Annotated in this window: 15 protein-coding genes; 10 read left to right on the top strand and 5 right to left on the bottom strand. The window is 69.5% G+C overall.

All coding sequences use genetic code 11. The features are described from left to right. The first annotated feature begins 19 nt into the window (after positions 1–19). Together F804_RS15855 and F804_RS0106645 are read left to right on the top strand one after the other, a co-directional pair. Entirely contained in the window at positions 20–1,363 is a 1,344-nt protein-coding gene (locus F804_RS15855; RefSeq protein ID WP_022706965.1) for an efflux RND transporter periplasmic adaptor subunit, read from the top strand. Continuing rightward, positions 1,356–4,694: an efflux RND transporter permease subunit gene (locus F804_RS0106645; protein ID WP_040595791.1), complete on the top strand. Its 3,339-nt coding sequence runs from the start codon at positions 1,356–1,358 to the stop codon at positions 4,692–4,694. Before F804_RS15855 ends, F804_RS0106645 begins: the two co-directional genes overlap by 8 nt. On the opposite strand, the gene F804_RS0106640 is transcribed toward F804_RS0106645, so the two are convergent. After that, positions 4,673–5,473, bottom strand: a complete 801-nt coding sequence (locus F804_RS0106640; protein ID WP_022706963.1) for a protein-disulfide reductase DsbD domain-containing protein — start codon at positions 5,471–5,473, stop codon at positions 4,673–4,675. The two genes, F804_RS0106645 and F804_RS0106640, sit on opposite strands and share 22 nt — an antisense overlap. Positions 5,474–5,575: 102 nt before the next feature. Between F804_RS0106640 and F804_RS0106635 the strand changes: the two genes are divergently transcribed. Continuing rightward, positions 5,576–6,169, top strand: a complete 594-nt coding sequence (locus F804_RS0106635) for a YqgE/AlgH family protein (protein ID WP_022706962.1) — start codon at positions 5,576–5,578, stop codon at positions 6,167–6,169. Between the two features lie 19 nt (positions 6,170–6,188). Here F804_RS0106635 and map read toward each other — a convergent pair whose 3' ends face one another. Next, complete coding sequence (gene map / locus F804_RS0106630; RefSeq protein ID WP_022706961.1) at positions 6,189–6,986, bottom strand: type I methionyl aminopeptidase; 798 nt, start codon at positions 6,984–6,986, stop codon at positions 6,189–6,191. A 108-nt stretch (positions 6,987–7,094) separates the two neighbouring features. On the opposite strand from map, the gene F804_RS0106625 reads away from it, so the two are divergent. Both F804_RS0106625 and F804_RS0106620 read left to right on the top strand, forming a co-directional pair. Next, positions 7,095–7,835: a competence/damage-inducible protein A gene (locus tag F804_RS0106625; protein WP_022706960.1), complete on the top strand. Its 741-nt coding sequence runs from the start codon at positions 7,095–7,097 to the stop codon at positions 7,833–7,835. Next, positions 7,832–8,554 (top strand): GNAT family N-acetyltransferase, encoded by a 723-nt coding sequence (locus tag F804_RS0106620; protein WP_022706959.1) that lies wholly within the window; start codon positions 7,832–7,834, stop codon positions 8,552–8,554. The genes F804_RS0106625 and F804_RS0106620 overlap by 4 nt, the downstream gene beginning before the upstream one ends. On the opposite strand, the gene F804_RS17745 is transcribed toward F804_RS0106620, so the two are convergent. Next, on the bottom strand, positions 8,536–9,801 hold the full coding sequence (locus F804_RS17745) for a DUF4202 family protein (RefSeq protein WP_342662147.1): 1,266 nt from the start codon (positions 9,799–9,801) through the stop codon (positions 8,536–8,538). The two genes, F804_RS0106620 and F804_RS17745, sit on opposite strands and share 19 nt — an antisense overlap. A gap of 65 nt (positions 9,802–9,866) precedes the next feature. Next, the gene (locus F804_RS0106605) at positions 9,867–10,907 is read right to left on the bottom strand and encodes an NAD(P)/FAD-dependent oxidoreductase (protein WP_156845212.1); all 1,041 of its coding nucleotides are present in this window, start codon (positions 10,905–10,907) and stop codon (positions 9,867–9,869) included. Positions 10,908–10,931: 24 nt separating this feature from the next. Here F804_RS0106605 and mnmC2 point away from each other — a divergent pair, with 24 nt between their 5' ends. The 3 genes from mnmC2 to F804_RS0106590 all read left to right on the top strand — a co-directional run bounded on the left by mnmC2 (position 10,932) and on the right by F804_RS0106590 (position 13,401). After that, a complete protein-coding gene (gene mnmC2 / locus F804_RS0106600; RefSeq protein WP_022706957.1) occupies positions 10,932–11,615 on the top strand; it encodes a tRNA (5-methylaminomethyl-2-thiouridine)(34)-methyltransferase MnmC2 in 684 nt (227 codons plus the stop codon). A gap of 80 nt (positions 11,616–11,695) precedes the next feature. Further along, positions 11,696–12,634, top strand: coding sequence for an ABC transporter ATP-binding protein (locus F804_RS0106595; RefSeq protein ID WP_022706956.1), 939 nt, complete (start codon positions 11,696–11,698; stop codon positions 12,632–12,634). A gap of 5 nt (positions 12,635–12,639) precedes the next feature. Beyond that, positions 12,640–13,401: an ABC transporter permease gene (locus F804_RS0106590; RefSeq protein ID WP_028725706.1), complete on the top strand. Its 762-nt coding sequence runs from the start codon at positions 12,640–12,642 to the stop codon at positions 13,399–13,401. On the opposite strand, the gene F804_RS0106585 is transcribed toward F804_RS0106590, so the two are convergent. Then, positions 13,402–13,857, bottom strand: coding sequence for a hypothetical protein (locus tag F804_RS0106585; RefSeq protein WP_022706954.1), 456 nt, complete (start codon positions 13,855–13,857; stop codon positions 13,402–13,404). A gap of 135 nt (positions 13,858–13,992) precedes the next feature. Between F804_RS0106585 and rimO the strand changes: the two genes are divergently transcribed. Next, positions 13,993–15,357, top strand: coding sequence for a 30S ribosomal protein S12 methylthiotransferase RimO (gene rimO, locus F804_RS0106580; RefSeq protein ID WP_022706953.1), 1,365 nt, complete (start codon positions 13,993–13,995; stop codon positions 15,355–15,357). Positions 15,358–15,392: 35 nt separating this feature from the next. Beyond that, positions 15,393–16,271: a sulfotransferase family protein gene (locus F804_RS0106575; RefSeq protein ID WP_022706952.1), complete on the top strand. Its 879-nt coding sequence runs from the start codon at positions 15,393–15,395 to the stop codon at positions 16,269–16,271. Positions 16,272–16,328: the final 57 nt, after the last annotated feature.

The raw sequence follows: 16,328 nt of genomic DNA, 5'->3' as shown, positions 1-16,328 counted from the left end.
AATCACCGGGACCTGGCACATGCGTTTTCTTTCCCGCAGCCTGTTTGGGCTGTTTCTCGGCTTCATGACGCTGGCATTGCTGATGCTGGCGGCGGGCGCCGTCTGGCGTGCGGCCACGACATCCGACGATGGGGGCGGGCCGGGACGCGGGGCGCGCGAACAGGTCTATACCGCGCGCCTGATCCGGGTCGAGGCCGGGCCGGGCGTGCCGGTCATGCAGGTCTACGGGCAGGTCGCATCGCGCAGGGAACTGCAGCTGCGCGCGGGCGCTGCGGGGCGGATCGTCATGCTGGCCGACGCGCTGCAGGAAGGCGGCAGCGTCGCGGCGGGGCAGCTTCTGGCGCGGATCGATCCGTCTTCGGCCTCGGCGGCGCTGGAAAGCCGTCAGGCCGAACGCGACGATGCGCAGGGCGTGCTGGCCGATGCCCGCCGCGCGGTCTCCATCGCGACCGAGGATCTGGCCGCCGCCATCCGCCAGGCCGAACTGCGCGAGACCGCCGTGACGCGCCAGACCGATCTTGCCGCCCGCGGGTTGGGGACCAGTGCCGACCGCGAGACTGCGCAGCTTGCGGCCTCGACCGCGGAACAGGCCGTCATCACCCGCCGCGCGACGCTGGCCGATGCCGAAAGCGCCGTCACCAGCGCCGAGAACGCCCTGCGCCGCGCCGAGATCGCCCTGTCCGAGGCCCGCAACGACCTTGCCGATACCGAGATCCGCGCGGGCTTCGACGGGCGCGTGACCGACGTGACGGCGGTCGAGGGCGGGCTTGTCAGCCTGAACGAACAGCTTGCGACCATCATCGATCCCGCCGCGCTGGAGGTGGCGATACCGTTGTCGCTGGACCAGTTCGCGCGGCTTCTGGACGATGACGGCACGCTGCCGCCGCTGGACCTGAGGCTGGTGCTTGACGGAAGCGCGGGCCAGATCGGCGCGGCGGCCCGCATCGACCGTGCGGCGGCCTCGGTCGCCGAAGGGGCGGCGGGGCGCGTGGTCTATGCCCGCGTGACCGATGGCGCCGAGGCGCTGCGCCCCGGCGATTTCCTGTCGGTCATGATCGAGGAACCCACCCTGCAGGATGTCGCGACCGTGCCCGCCGCCGCCATCGGCAGCGACGGCACGGTGCTGGTCGCGGGGCAGGACGGTCGGCTGTCGGCCCTGCCGGTCGAATTGCTGCGCCGCCAGGGCGACGACGTGATCATCGCGGTCCCCGACGCGCTGGACGGCGCGCGGATCGTGGCCGAACGCTCGGCCCAGCTGGGCGCGGGCATCCGGGTCGAGGACAGCACCGCCCCGGCGGATGCCCCGGAGGGTGGCGGATCGGCGCAGCGCGGCCCGCGTGCGCAGGGGGCCGGACGTGGCTAGTCGCGGCCTGCTGTCGCTGTTCGTCCGCCACGCCACGCTGGCGAACCTTCTGCTGGCGGTGATGGTGGTCGCGGGGCTGTGGTCCGCGCCGCGCCTGCGCGCGCAGTATTTCCCCGACACCGTCGTCCAGGAGATCGACGTCCGCGTGACCTGGGACGGCGCCGGGGCCGAGGATGTGGACAGCGCCGTGGTCGCCGTCCTCGAACCGGCGCTGATGTCGGTCGAGGGCGTGATGCTGACCAGTTCGCAGGCCGCCGAAGGGTCGGCCCGCATCAACCTGGAATTCGAACCCGGCTGGGACATGTCCCGCGCCGTGGCCGATGTGGAAACCGCCGTCGCGGGTGCAGGCGACCTGCCCGAGGGTGCCGAGGACCCCGAGATCGAGCGGCGCGCATGGCGCGACAGGGTGGCCGACATCGTCATCTCGGGGCCGGTGGGGCTGGACCAGCTGGGCCGCATCGCGGACGACATGACGAACCGGCTCTATGGTCGGGGGGTGACGCGGCTGACCGTGTCCGGGATCGCCGCCCCCGAAACCATGGTCGAGCTGCGCATGGCCGACCTGATCCGCCACGATCTGACCATGCAGCAGGTGGCCGAGGTGATCGCCGCCGCCGCCGCCCCCACGCCCGCGGGCGACATCAGTTCGGGCGCATCGCGCGTGCGGACGGGCTCCGAGACCCGCACCCCGTCCGAGGTCGCGGGCCTGTCGCTGAAGGCGCTGCCCGACGGGACGCAGCTGACCGTGGGCGACGTGGCCACCGTCACCGCCCAGGGGATCGACCGCGACGTGGCCTTCTTCGTGGGCGGCGATCCCGCCGTCACCATGGAGGTCCAGCGCGCCGCGACTGGCGATGCGATCGGCATGCAGCAGACGGTCGAGGGCATCGCCGCCGAGATGCGCCCGACCCTGCCCGAGGGCGTCACCGTCGAGCTGGTCCGCGCGCGGGCCGAGCTGATCTCGGCCCGGCTGGCGCTGCTGCTGGACAACGCGATCCTGGGGCTGGCCCTGGTCCTGGGGCTGCTGTTCCTGTTCCTGAACGCCCGCACCGCGATCTGGGTCGCAGCCGGCATCCCCGCCGCGCTGCTGGCCGCCGTCGCGCTGATGCACCTGGCGGGAATGACGCTGAACATGATCTCTCTGTTCGCGCTGATCCTGACATTGGGGATCATCGTGGACGACGCCATCGTGGTGGGCGAACATGCCGATTACCGCGCCCGCAAGCTGGGCGAGGCCCCCAAGCTGGCGGCCGAACGCGCCGCGGGGCGCATGGGCGCGCCGGTCATCAGCAGCACCCTGACCACGGTGATCGCCTTTGCCGGGCTGACCATGATCGGCGGCCGCTTCGGCCAGATCGTCGGAGAGATCCCGATGACCGTGATCCTGGTGCTGATCGCCTCGCTGGCGGAATGCTTCCTGGTGCTGCCGAACCACATGGCGCATGCGCTGGCGGGCCATGCCCGCGACCGCTGGTACGACCGCCCGTCCAGGCTGGTGAACCGCTGGCTGGACCGCTTCGTCGCGGGCTTTCTGCGCCCGCTGGTCCGGGGGCTTCTGGTCGCGCGCTATCCGGTGATGGCCGGCGTGATCCTGGCGCTGTCGCTGTCGGCGGGGATGCTGATGACGGGCAAGGTGCCCTGGCGGTTCTTCGACGCCCCCGAACAGGGCAGCGTCGAGGGGAACTTCGCCATGCTGGCGGGCGCCACGCGCGAGGACACGATCCGCGTGATGAACATGGTCGAACAGGCGACCCGCAGCGTCGGCCAGCGATACGAGGACGAATACGGCACTAATCCCATCACGCACATGATGATGCTGGTGGGCGACAATGCGGGCCGTCCGCTGCCCGGCGCGGATACCAAGGATGCCGACCTTCTGGGCGCCGTCCAGATCGAGCTGATCGACCCCGATTTCCGCCCCTACAGCAGCTTCGAATTCGTGTCCGACCTGCAATCGGCCATGCCCACCGACCCCCGGCTGGAGGTGATCAGCTTCCGCGGGTTCCGTTCGGGGCCGGGGGGGGATGCCATCTCCGTGCGCATGACGGGGGCGGGGGCGCAGCGCCTCAAGGATGCGGCCGAGGCGATCAAGTCCGACCTGTCGCAATTCCCCGAGGTCTCGGCGCTGGAAGACAGCATGGATTACGACAAGACCGAGCTGGCGCTGCAACTGACCGCGCAGGGCGAGGCATTGGGCTTCACCACCGATGCGCTGGCCGCCGACCTGCGCCGCCGTCTTGGTGGGATCGAGGCCGCGACCTTCGCGGTCGGCACCCGCACCGGCGCGATCCGGGTCGAACTGCCCGAGAGCGACCGGCAGGCCGATTTCCTGGAACGGATGATGATGCGGGCCTCGTCGGGGGAATGGGTCCCCTTGGGCGACATCGTCACCGTCAGCTCCGATGCCGGCTTCTCGGTCATCCGCCGCGAGAACGGCGAGAGGATGATCTCGGTCACGGGGGACATCGCCGATGACGACCCCGCCCGCGCCGCCCGGATCACGGCATATCTGCAGGACGACCTGATGCCGCGCATCGCGGGGGAATACGGTGTCGGCTATGCGCTGACGGGGCTGGCGGAACAGGAATCCGATTTCCTGTCCGAGGCGCTGATCGGCTTCGGCGCGGCGCTGACGGGGATCTACATGGTGCTGGCCTGGATCTTCGCCAGCTGGACGCGTCCGCTGGTCGTCATGTCGGTCATTCCCTTCGGCCTGATCGGCGCGGTCTGGGGACATGCGTCCTGGCAGCTGCCGATGAGCATGTTCTCGATCGTGGGGCTGATCGGGATGTCGGGGATCATCATCAACGATTCCATCGTCCTGATCTCGACCATCGACGAATATGCGCGGACGCGCGGGCTGCGCCCCGCGATCGTCGCGGCGGTGGGCGACCGGTTCCGGCCCGTGCTGCTGACCACCGCGACGACGGTGCTGGGGCTTGCGCCGCTGCTGTACGAGCGGTCCTCGCAGGCGCTGTTCCTGAAGCCGACTGTCGTGACGCTGGCCTATGGGCTGGGCTTCGGGATGGTGCTGGTGCTGCTGGTCGTGCCCGCGATCCTTGCGGTGGGCGCGGATGTCGGGCGGGCGCGCGCGGCCTTCGGGCGTGCCCTGCGCGCGGGGCCGCTGGCGGGCGCGATGCGCGCGGGCTGCGTCGCCGCGGGGCTGGGGATGCTGGCGCTGGTCGGGCCCGCCGCGGGGCTGCCCGCGCCCGCATGGTGGCCGGTGCTGGCCCCGATGCAGGCGCTGGCGGTGCTGGCGCTGTGGCTGCTGGCCGTGGCCTGCGCGACGGGCGTCTGGGCGCTGCGCCGTCAGTCGGCGGCGCAGCCCTGAGTTTCGACGGCGCCATCCGCCGTCACCATCGTCAGCCGCAACCGGCTGCGGTCCAGGTCGAAGGGCGCGGCGGTGGGGCCGACCATCTCGACCACGGCCTCGGGGCCGTCGGGCGTGTCGTTCAGATCGGCACCCGACACCCAGATCTCGGGGCGGCCCGTCAGCTCGATGGCGGCCAGCTCCACGCCCTTCACGGGGGGGTGCATGGCGACGCGGACGCCATCAGCGATGGGCGTGACGTCGCAACGGGGCAGGGCGTCCAGGCGCTTCGGCTCGGCCTTCAGCGCGGTCAGGATCGCGGGGTCGGGGGCCGCGCCGGGGGCGGGCGCGTCCAGCGTCAGATGCGCGGGTACGCAGATGTTCTCGCACAGGCCAAGGTCGATATCGACGGCGATGCGCATGGGGTCCGCGGGGTCGGCAGCCTCGGCGGTGAGGGGCAGGACCAACCTGTCGCGATAGCCCATTTCCCGCGCGTCGCCGCTGTCGATCGCGTCCGGCGCGGGCCAGTGCAGATGCACCCGGGCCAAGTTGGCCGAACGCGTCCAGTCGAAATCGGGCGGCAGGCCGCTGTCGCCGGGGCTGCGCCAATAGGTCTTCCAGCCGGGTTCCAGGTCCAGTTCCAGCGCAAGGACGCGTCGGCCGGCCTCGTCGGTCCATCCGGGCAGCAGCCGCGCGGATGCCAGGCCCGGCGGCAGGTCGTCCGCCCATGCGGGCAGGGCCAGCAGCGTGGCGCAGATGGCGGGCAGAATCGGGCGAAGGGCAAAGCTACTTGGCAACATGGGCCCACCTAGCCGCCCACGCACCCGCAACGGAAGTAACAAACGCGCGCATGGCTTGCGATTTGCCCGATGACACCCGATCTTGAACGGAAAGGAGACGCGATGACCACAGATACCCTGACGCATGACCAGCCCGAGAACCTGACCGGCAAGATCCTGATCGCGATGCCGGGCATGTCGGACCCCCGCTTCGAACGCTCGGTCGTGCTTGTCTGCGCCCATTCCGACGAGGGCGCGATGGGACTGGTCCTGAACCAGCCCCTGCCCGAGATCCATTTCGGCGACCTGCTGGAGCAGCTTGGCATCGAGAAGGGTGAGGAGATCCGCCGGATCGAGGTGTGCTTCGGCGGCCCGGTCGAGCCGGGGCGCGGCTTCGTGCTGCACAAGGTCGCCCAGCACGGGCAGGACCCCGAGGGGCGCATGCGCATCAGCCCCGCGCTGGCCATGACGACGACGCGCGACATCCTCGAGGATCTGGCGATGGGGCAGGGTCCGGAACAGGCGGTGCTTGCGCTCGGCTATGCCGGATGGGGGCCGGGGCAGCTGGAATCCGAGATGCTGGCGAATGGCTGGCTGACGGGCGAGGGGCAGGACGACCTGATCTTCGATCCCGACCACGATGCGAAATGGCAGCGCGCGCTGCGTGCCCAGGGCATCGACCCGTCGCTTCTGTCGGCGGCGGCAGGGCGGGCCTGAGCGGCCCGCCATCCCGACCTCAACCCAGGTCGGGGAAGAACTTGTCCGAGGGGGTGAAGATCTCGCAGCCATCGGCGGTGACGCCGATCGAATGCTCGAACTGCGCCGACAGCGACTTGTCGCGCGTCACGGCGGTCCAGTCGTCGGCCAGGACCTTGGTTTCCGGGCGGCCCAGGTTCACCATCGGCTCGATGGTGAAGAACATCCCCTCCTCCAGCACGGGGCCTTTGCCCGCGCGGCCGAAATGCAGGACGTTCGGGGGCGCGTGGAACACCTTGCCGATCCCGTGCCCGCAGAAGTCGCGGACCACCGACATGCGCTGCCCCTCGGCATAGGACTGGATGGCCGCGCCGATATCGCCGAAGGTCGCACCCGGACGAACCACCTCGATGCCCTTCATCAGCGCGTCATGCGTGACCTTCAGCAGGCGCTGCGCCTTGATCGGGGCGCGGCCCGCCACGTACATGCGGCTGGTATCGCCGAACCAGCCGTCCACGATCACGGTCACGTCGATGTTCAGGATGTCGCCATCCTTCAGCACCTTGTCGCCCGGAATGCCGTGGCAGACGACGTGGTTCACGCTGATGCAGCTTGCGTGCTGATACCCGCGATAGCCGATCGTCGCCGAGGTCGCGCCCAGTTCCTGGATGCGGCGGGTGATGAAATCGTCCAGCGCGGCGGTGGTGGTGCCCGGTTCGACCAGCGCGCCCACCTCGTCCAGGATCTGCGATGCGACGGCCCCCGCCTTGTGCATTCCGGCGGAATCGCCGGGCATGTGGATGCGGATGCCTTCCTTGGTCGTGCGGCTGTCGTTCATGGCGGGTCCTTATCTGGGCTTCCCCCCTAGATAGACGGCGTGACGCACTTGTTCCACCCCCACCCGCGCGCATAGATGTTGCGACCACACAGCGAAGGACGAAGCAAGATGCAGTCGGACAACCCCACCGCCGCGATCCTCGTCATCGGGGACGAGATCCTGTCGGGCCGCACCCGCGAGGGTAATGCCCACCACCTGGCCCAGGTCCTGACCGCCACCGGCTTCGACCTGCAGGAGATCCGCGTCGTGTCCGACGATCACGACCGCATCGTCGATGCGATCCGCGCGCTGGACGGCAGCCTTGGCGGGGCCTGGGACCTGCTGTTCACCTCGGGCGGGATCGGGCCCACGCATGACGACATCACCGCCGACGCGGTCGCCGCGGCGCATGGCACGACCGTCACCATCGACCCCGAGGCCCGCCGCCTGCTGCAGGAGCGCTGCGACCGCATGGGGACCGAACTGACCGAGAACCGCCTGCGCATGGCCCGCATCCCCGTGGGCGCGACGCTGATCGACAACGCGGTATCGGCCGCGCCCGGCTTCTCGATCGGGCGGACGCATGTGATGGCGGGCGTCCCCGAGGTGTTCCGCGGCATGGTGGACTGGCTGATCCCGCGCCTGCCCAAGGGCCGCCCGGTCCAGTCGCTCAGCGTCGAGGTGCGCCGCGGCGAAAGCGACGTGGCCGAGGAGCTGAAGGCGATCGCGGGGGACTTCCCGGACCTGTCGCTCGGGTCCTATCCGTTCCATGACGATGGCGGCTGGGGGACGAACCTTGTCGTGCGCGGGCTGGACACGGATCGCGTCGCCCATGCGATGGACGTGCTGAAATCGCGGCTGGCGCTGTGACGCGCCCCGCACCGGCCATCGCCGCCGCGTTCGAGGCCAGCTGGCCCGCCGCCGAGACCCGCATCTTCGGCGGCATCGCCGTGGGGCGCGGCGCGGGGGCGGGCGGGCGCGTCAGCTCGGCCCGTGCCGTGGCCGAGTGGAGCGTGGACGATCTGGACGCCGCCGAGGCCCAGCACCGCGACTGGGGCCAGCGCATCCTGTTCCGTGCCTGGGACGACGACGACCGCCTGATGACCGCCCTGATCGAGCGCGACTGCGCCATCGAGATCCCGACCCTGGTGATGTCGGCGCCCGTCTCGTCGCTGATCGACCAGGAGGTGCCGCCGGTGACGGGCTTCGCGATCTGGCCGCCCCTGGCGATCCAGCGCGACATCTGGTCGGCGGGCAACATCAATCCCGCGCGGCAGGGCGTGATGGAGCGCGTGGCCCATCCCAAGGCCGCGCTGCTGGGCCGCATCCAGGACCGCGCGGCGGGGGCGGGGTTCGTCGCCTGCCACGAGGGTGTCGCGATGATCCACGGGCTGGAGATCCTGCCCGCCTTCCGGCGCATGGGCCTCGGGTCCTGGATGGTCCGCACCGCTGCCTTCTGGGCGGCCGAGCAGGGGGCCGAGACGCTCGCCCTTGCCGTCAGCCGCGCCAACGAGGTCGCCCGCGCGACCTATGGCGCCCTGGGGTTCACCGTTGCTGGCAGCTATGCCTATTACGGGCGCGACAGCTGAGCCGCGATCGACTTCGCGATCATCGCCGGGGCCTCGGGCGCAAGGCCGATCGGGTCCAGCCGGGGCCCGTCGAAGCCCGCGGCGTCCAGCGCCTCGGGCAGGTCGTCGGTGACATGCTCGGCCCGCAGGGCGAACAGCGGCAGGCTGATCGCGCGCTGCAGGTCACGCGCCGCATCCGCGATGAAGGGTTCCTGTTCGACGAAGCCCGTGACCACGCGGGCGAAATGCGGTGACAGCGTCTCGGCCAATGCCTGCGTGATGGTGAAGCTGGCCTGGCTGCGCTGCGATCCATGCGCCGACAGAAGCAGCGTGACCTCGGACAGGGGCCAGCCTTCGGTATCGGCGGCCTCGCGGGCCTTGGCGACGATCAGGTCGGGCAGGCCCGCATCGGTGCCGAAGGGGCGCATGATATGCGCGGCGGGGGCGCCGGCCTCGGTCAGGCGGCGGGGCAGCTCGGTTCCGGTGAACCACCCCTCGGCCATGAACAAGGGATAGACGATGCAGTCGGGCGTCACCGCATCCGCCAGCGCGCCGGGTTTCGCCAGCGTCGCGCCGCGCACCGGCAGGCCGGGATTGCAGGCGGCGACGGCGGCGGCAAGATCCTCGACCGCCTGCTGCTGGGGTTCGGGATCGCCGGGCTGGCCATGCGACACGATCACCGCGCAGGCGGGCGGGCCGATGCGGTCCGCGATGCGGAACAGGCGCGCGAATTCCTCGGGCATCTCGAACTCGGCCAGGGCGCGGGCGCGTGCGGCGGCAGACATCTTGCGTGCGGTCTTCTCGATGATGCGGGGCATGCGTTCATCGGGCTGCGTCGCCATGAAATCGCCCAGATACCAGCGGATGAAGGTGAAGCAGATCACGTCTTCCAGCGCCTGCACGTCGGGGTCGCGCTTGAGTCCCTGCTTGCGCAGCATCCGGCCCGCGCGGTCGATATCGGCGGCGTCGTATCCCGCCTCGGCCATGATCGCGCCCACGCGCTCGGCATGACGGCGCCCCTGTTCCTGGCGCCATTGCAGGTATCCGGGGCGGTTCATCGGAAAGCTGTCGCGCGGCAGCTTCCAGCGTTCGATATGCTGGCCGCGGCAAGCGATGCGCAGCACCTCGTCGGCATCGGGGAACAGGCGTTCCTGTTCCTGCGTCATCCGCCGACCATAGAGCAGGTTCGCAGGCTGGCCGTCCTCGTGGCCCGGATCCTGCGCGTTGGCTGCGTCGATGGCGTCGAAGGCGGTGGTCAGGCGTGTCATGGCGGCGTCCCTGCGTGGCGTTCTGCCCTGCAGGATGCGCGGGGCGGGCGACGGGTGCAAGCGGCTCAGGGCAGGGCGGTGGTCTCGGGGAAATCCGCGCGCCCCGCGATCACGGCATCGGCGGCCAGGTCCGCGATGACGGGGGCCATGCCGAAGCCGATCTTGAAGCCGCCATTGGCGATCCAGTGGCCGGGGCGGTCGGGCCAGGCGGCCAGCACGGGCGCGCGGCTGCGGGCGCGGGGGCGCAGGCCCGCCCAACGGTCGATCACGGGTGCGTCGCGCAGCGCGGGGCAGATCGCGACCGCGCGTGCCAGGATGTCGTCCAGCTGGTCGTCGGGGCGGTCGTGCTCGAAGCTGTTTTCGGACGTGGACCCGACAGCCGTGGTCCCGTCATCGTGCGGGACGACATGCAGCCCGTCCGCGAAGACCTGCGCGGCCCCCGGCGCGGCATGGCGCAGCAGCAGCGACTGGCCCTTGACCCCCTGTCCGATCTTGCGGCCAAGCGCGTCGTTCAGGTGCAGCAGCCCCTCGGTGCCCGTGGCCCAGATGGTGGGGGCGTGATCCTGGGGCGCGGGGTCGTGCTCGATCACCTCGCCGCCCTTCGCGCGGATCGCGCCCGCAAGGGCCGCCAGCGCGGCGCGGGGGTTCAGCCGCGCGGTCAGCCCGTCATGCAGCCACAGGCCCGTGGGGCTGTCGGGCACCAGGCCCTCTGGCGCGTCGGTCAACGACATCCATGCATCGCGGGGCCAGCGCTCGCGCGAGGCCTCGATCCGGTCCTGCAGGCGGGGCAGCTGCGCGCGATCCGCCACGGGCTGGATGCGACCCGTGCGGCCATAGCCCGATGGCAGGCCCGATGCGTCCTCGACCTCGGCCCAGAAATCGGCGGCGCCCAGCAGGCTGGTCAGCTGCAGCGCCTTCTTGGGATTCCAGTTCTCCGGCACATGCGGCGCCAGCGCGCCCACATGCCCGCCCGAGGAACCCGCGCCGATCGTGCGGGCCTCGTGGACTCGCACGGCCACGCCGCGCCGTGCCAGCCGCCACGCACAGGCCAGCCCGAATATCCCGCCGCCCGCGATCCGCACCAAAGCCCCGCTTGCCAATTCCATCGCGATCCCCGAATGCTGCGCCCCATGCACATAGCCGACGATCCATCCGAATACGAGCCGCCGCTGGAATGGCGCGAGGGGGGCGTGCCCGTATCGACGCGCTTCGACGACCCCTATTTCAGCCTTGCGGGCGGGCTGGCCGAGACGCGCCACGTCTTTCTGGACGGCAACGACCTGCCCGCGCGGCTGGTGCCGGGCTTTCACGTGGCCGAGCTGGGCTTCGGCACGGGGCTGAACGCGCTGGCGCTGGCACGGATCGCGAATGTCCGGGTCCGCATGACCAGCTTCGAGGCCTATCCCATGACCGCCGCGCAACTGGCGCAGGCCCACGCGGCGTTTCCCGACCTGGCCGACCTGGCGGCGCAGCTGCGCGCGGGCTGGGACGCGCTTCTGGCGGGCGATTGCGTCACGGTGGGGCAGGTGGTGCTGGACCTGCGGCTGGGCGACGTGACCGATGCGCTGCCCGCATGGGACGGGCGGGCGGATGCGTGGTTCCTGGACGGATTCTCGCCCGCGAAGAACCCGCTGATGTGGTCCGACGCCATCATGGCCGAGGTCGGTCGCCACACCGCGCCGGGCGGAAGCTTCGCGACCTATACCGCCGCGGGCCATGTCCGCCGCGCACTGGCAGGTGCCGGATTCGAGGTCGCCCGCATCCCCGGTTTCGGCACCAAGCGCCACATGAGCGTGGGCCGCCTGCCCATCTGAATGTGATCACGCGTCTGGCAATCGGGGTCCCCCATGCCTATCTGCCTGCCCGAGGGCGCGAAACAGCGGGAAACAGACGCATGAACGCGATCATCGAGATCGACAATATTTCGAAGCAATACGAGGGCGGGACCAAGGCGCTTGACGGCGTCAGCCTGTCCATCGACCAGGGCGAGATCATCGCCCTGCTGGGACCGAACGGGGCGGGCAAGACGACGCTCATCTCGATCATCTGCGGGCTGGTGACGCCGACGGGCGGCACGGTCCGCGTGGGCGGTCACGACATCCGCAAGGACTGGCGCGCGGCGCGCCGCCTGATCGGGCTGGTCCCGCAGGAGATCGCGCTGGAGCCGTTCGAGAAGGTGATGAACTGCGTGCGCTTCACGCGGGGCCTGTACGGGATGCCGCCGGACGACGCCTATATCGAACGCATCCTGCGGGCGCTGGCCCTGTGGGACAAGCGCGACGCCGCCACGCGCGAATTGTCGGGCGGCATGAAGCGTCGCGTGCTGATCGCCAAGGCGCTGGCGCATCAGCCCAAGGTGCTGTTCCTGGACGAACCCACGGCGGGCGTCGACGTCGCCCTGCGCCGCGAGATGTGGCAGGTCGTGGGCGAGCTGCGCCGCGAGGGCGTGACCATCATCCTGACGACGCATTACCTGGAAGAGGCCGAGGAGATGGCCGACCGCGTGGGCGTCATCAACAAGGGCAACCTGCTGCTGGTCCGCCCCACCGCCGAGCTGATGGGCGAGTTCGGGGCCAAGACCCTGACCATCGAGCTGGACAGCCCGCTGGACGCCGTTCCCGCATCGCTGGCGGATCGCGGCCTGACGCTGACCGATGGCGGGCGCCGGCTGGATTACGAATACGACGCCAAGGCCGACCGCACCGGCATCGCCCGGCTGCTGGGCGACCTCGCGGCCGAAGGGGTCAGCGTGCGCGACGTCTCGACCCGTCAGTCGAACCTCGAAGAGGTGTTCATGTCGCTTGTCGACGGCAACAAGGAGGGCGCGGCATGACCGGCATCAACTGGCGTGGCGTCTGGGCCATCTTCCACCACGAGATGACGCGGTTCTTCCGCACCATCATGCAGTCGCTGCTGTCGCCGGTGATTTCCACGACCCTGTATTTCGTGGTCTTCGGGGCGGCCATCGGGGGCCGGATCGAATCGGTCGAGGGCGTGCCCTATGGCGCGTTCATCGTGCCGGGCCTGATGATGCTGACCATCCTTCAGCAATCCATCAGCAATGCCAGCTTCGGCATCTATTTCCCGAAATTCAGCGGCACGATCTACGAATATCTCGTGTCGCCGGTCGGCTGGCTGGAGGTGACGATGGGCTTCGTCGGCGCGGCGGCGGCCAAGGCCATGCTGATCGCCTTCGTGATCCTGCTGACCAGCTTCTACTTCGTGGGCGCGAACATCCTGCATCCGTTCTGGATGCTGGCCTTCCTGTTCCTGACGGCAATCGGCTTCAGCCTTCTGGGCTTCATCATCGGGCTGTGGGCCAAGAACTTCGAGCAGCTGCAGATCATCCCGCTGATGGTGGTGACGCCGCTCGTGTTCCTAGGTGGGGCGTTCTACTCGGCCGACATGCTGCCCCCCTTCTGGGAAGGTGTGGCCAAGCTGAACCCGGTGCTCTACCTCATCTCGGGGTTCCGCTGGTCCTTCTTCGGGCTGGCCGACGTGCCGGTGGGCGTGTCGCTGTTCGCCGTGGCGCTGATGGTGGTGATCTGCATGGCCGTGATCCGCTGGATCTTCGCGACCGGCTGGCGCCTGCGGGAATGATCAGCGCAGCTTGATGCTGTCGCAGATGCGGGTCTGGGGATCGAGGCGCACATATTCGCGCGCCGAGATCACCTGCATGTCCAGCGACCGGTTCCAGCCGCCGAACCACCGGTCGCGAATCCCCCCGCGATAGAAGTTGCCCATGATCTGATCGACATAGGGCGGGATGATCTGCGTGTTGGGGATGCGGGGCGCATGGAACCCGATCCGCGACCCCGGCCCCAGGCAGGCATTGGGCAGCGTCGTCAGGATCGTGCAGGCCGAGCGGCAATAGCCGCGGATCCGTACCGTCTTGCCCGACCGCGCCAGTTCCTGCCTGCGCTGGACCATCTGCAGCACGTTGCCGCCCTTGTCGTTCCACACGTCGATATAGCGGCCCTGCTGGGCGTGGGCCGCAGGGGCGATCCCGCCAAGGGCGACGATCAGGGGCAGGGCAAGGCGCAGCGTCTGTTTCATGGCAGGCATCTTCGCGGCAAAGGGGCGCAAGGGAAAGTCACGTTCCGGCGAATTCTGCCACGCCTGCGCGGGAATCGGCGGGGCCTGCCTGCCTTGCCCCTTTTGCGGCGCGCGCGAATCGCTTATCTGCGGCGGATGCAGCAGAACCCGCCCGAACTTCGCCCCGACCTTGCGCGTGCGCGCATTCCCGATGAACGCCGCGACGGCCAGCCGACCATCGGCATGGTCAGCCTTGGCTGTCCCAAGGCGCTGGTCGACAGCGAACGCATCCTGACGCGCCTGCGCGCCGAAGGTTACGCCATCAGCGCCGATTACCAGGGCGCGGATGCGGTGATCGTGAACACCTGCGGCTTCCTCGACAGCGCCAAGGCCGAGAGCCTGGACGCCATCGGCGAGGCGCTGCAGGAAAACGGGCGCGTGATCGTGACGGGTTGTCTGGGGGCCGAGCCCGAATACATCACGGGTGCCCACCCCAAGGTTCTGGCCGTCACCGGCCCGCATCAATACGAGCAGGTGCTGGACGCGGTGCATGGCGCGGTGCCGCCCCGGCCCGATCCCTTCATCGACCTGCTGCCCGCATCCGGCGTCAGCCTGACGCCCCGGCATTACAGCTATCTGAAAATTTCGGAAGGCTGTAACCACAAGTGCAAGTTCTGCATCATCCCCGACATGCGCGGCCGCCTTGTCAGCCGCCCCGCCCATGCCGTGGTCCGCGAGGCCGAGAAGCTGGTCGAGGCCGGCGTCAAGGAACTGCTGGTCATCAGTCAGGATACCAGCGCCTATGGCCTCGATCGCAAATACGAGACCGAGCGCGGGCATCGCGCCCATATCACCGACCTGGCCCGCGACCTGGGGTCGCTCGGGGCCTGGGTGCGGCTGCACTACGTCTATCCCTATCCGCATGTGCGCGACCTGATCCCGCTGATGGCGGATGGGTTGATCCTGCCCTACATGGACATCCCCTTCCAGCACGCCCATCCGGACGTCCTGAAGCGCATGGCCCGACCGGCGGCAGGCGCGAAGACCCTGGACGAGATCGCCGCATGGCGCAGCGTCTGTCCCGACATCACCCTGCGTTCCACCTTCATCGTGGGCTACCCGGGTGAAACCGAGGCCGAGTTCCAGACCCTGCTGGACTGGCTGGACGAGGCGCAGCTGGATCGCGTCGGTGCCTTCCAGTACGAAAACGTCGCCGGCGCGCGCGCCAACGACCTGCCCGATCACGTCGCGCCCGAGGTCAAGCAGGACCGCTTCGAGCGCTTCATGGAAAAGGCGCAGGCCATAAGCGCCGCCAAGCTGGAGGCCAAGGTCGGCACCCGGATCGAGGTGATCGTCGATTCCATCGATGACGAGGGCGCGACCTGCCGCACCAAGGCCGACGCCCCCGAGATCGACGGCAACCTGTTCATCGATCAGGGCTTTGAAGCCCTGTCGCCCGGCGATATCGTCAGCGTCACGGTGGACGAGGCCAGCGAATACGACCTGTGGGGGCGGCTCTGACGCGATTGCCGGTCCCTGCCCATGAAAGGACCGGCATGACCCAGTCGATGTTGACGATCAGCCCCGCCTTCGATCCCAAAGGCGCCCCACGCAAGCCCGGCGCCCTGTGCATCGGCGCGCAGAAGGCCGGAACGTCGTGGCTGGCCCAGATGCTGGGCCAGCATCCGCAGGTCTGGATCCCCCCCTTCAAGGAGGTGCAGTATTTCAACTTCCTGCACGTCCCCGACCACCAGCGCTGGATCCGCTGGCATTACCGCAACAAGCCGCAGGAGATCCGCGAACGCCACAAGGCGCGCGGCGTGCCGATGCCCGAGGCGCTGGACGCCTATCTGAACGGCATCACGGGCGGCAAGATGTTCCACAACCAGTGGTACAAGCGCGTCTTCGCCCCCGCGCCCGTCCATGCGACGCCGATGGATTTCACGCCGGAATACTCGACCCTGCCCGCCGAAGGGGTCGCCGCGGTGGCCCGGCTGCTGCCCAAGGCGCGCGTCGTCTACCTGGTGCGCGATCCGGTCGATCGGGCGATTTCGCAGCTGCGCATGAACCTGCGCCGGGCAGGGCGCGAACCGGCCACGGTCGCGGAATGGATGGCCGAGCTGGACGATCCCGTGCTGTTCGACCGTGGCGATTACGCGTCCTATGTCCCGCGCTGGCAGGCGCATTATCCCGACATGCTGATCCTGCCCTTCGGGCGCATCGCCACCGCGCCCCATGCCGTCCTGGAAGCGGTCGAGGATCACCTGGGGATCGGGCCGATGCCCTATGCCAACATGGGCAGCAAGGTCTTCGCGAACCCCAAGGGGCTGATGCCCCCGCCCGAGCTGCGCGAGGAGTTGTCGCGCCGCATGGCCCCGCAATACGACTTCCTGCGGTCGCATATGGGCCCGGATTTCATGGCCGAGCTACGCTGACCTTTCACCGGCGCGCCCTTTCGCTTATGTGGGGGCAAAGCTTTCCAAGGAGTTTCC

The sequence above is a fragment of the Paracoccus zeaxanthinifaciens ATCC 21588 genome (genome assembly GCF_000420145.1).
Taxonomy (GTDB): Bacteria; Pseudomonadota; Alphaproteobacteria; order Rhodobacterales; family Rhodobacteraceae; genus Paracoccus; species Paracoccus zeaxanthinifaciens.
This window is presented reverse-complemented; position numbering and strand designations above follow the sequence as displayed.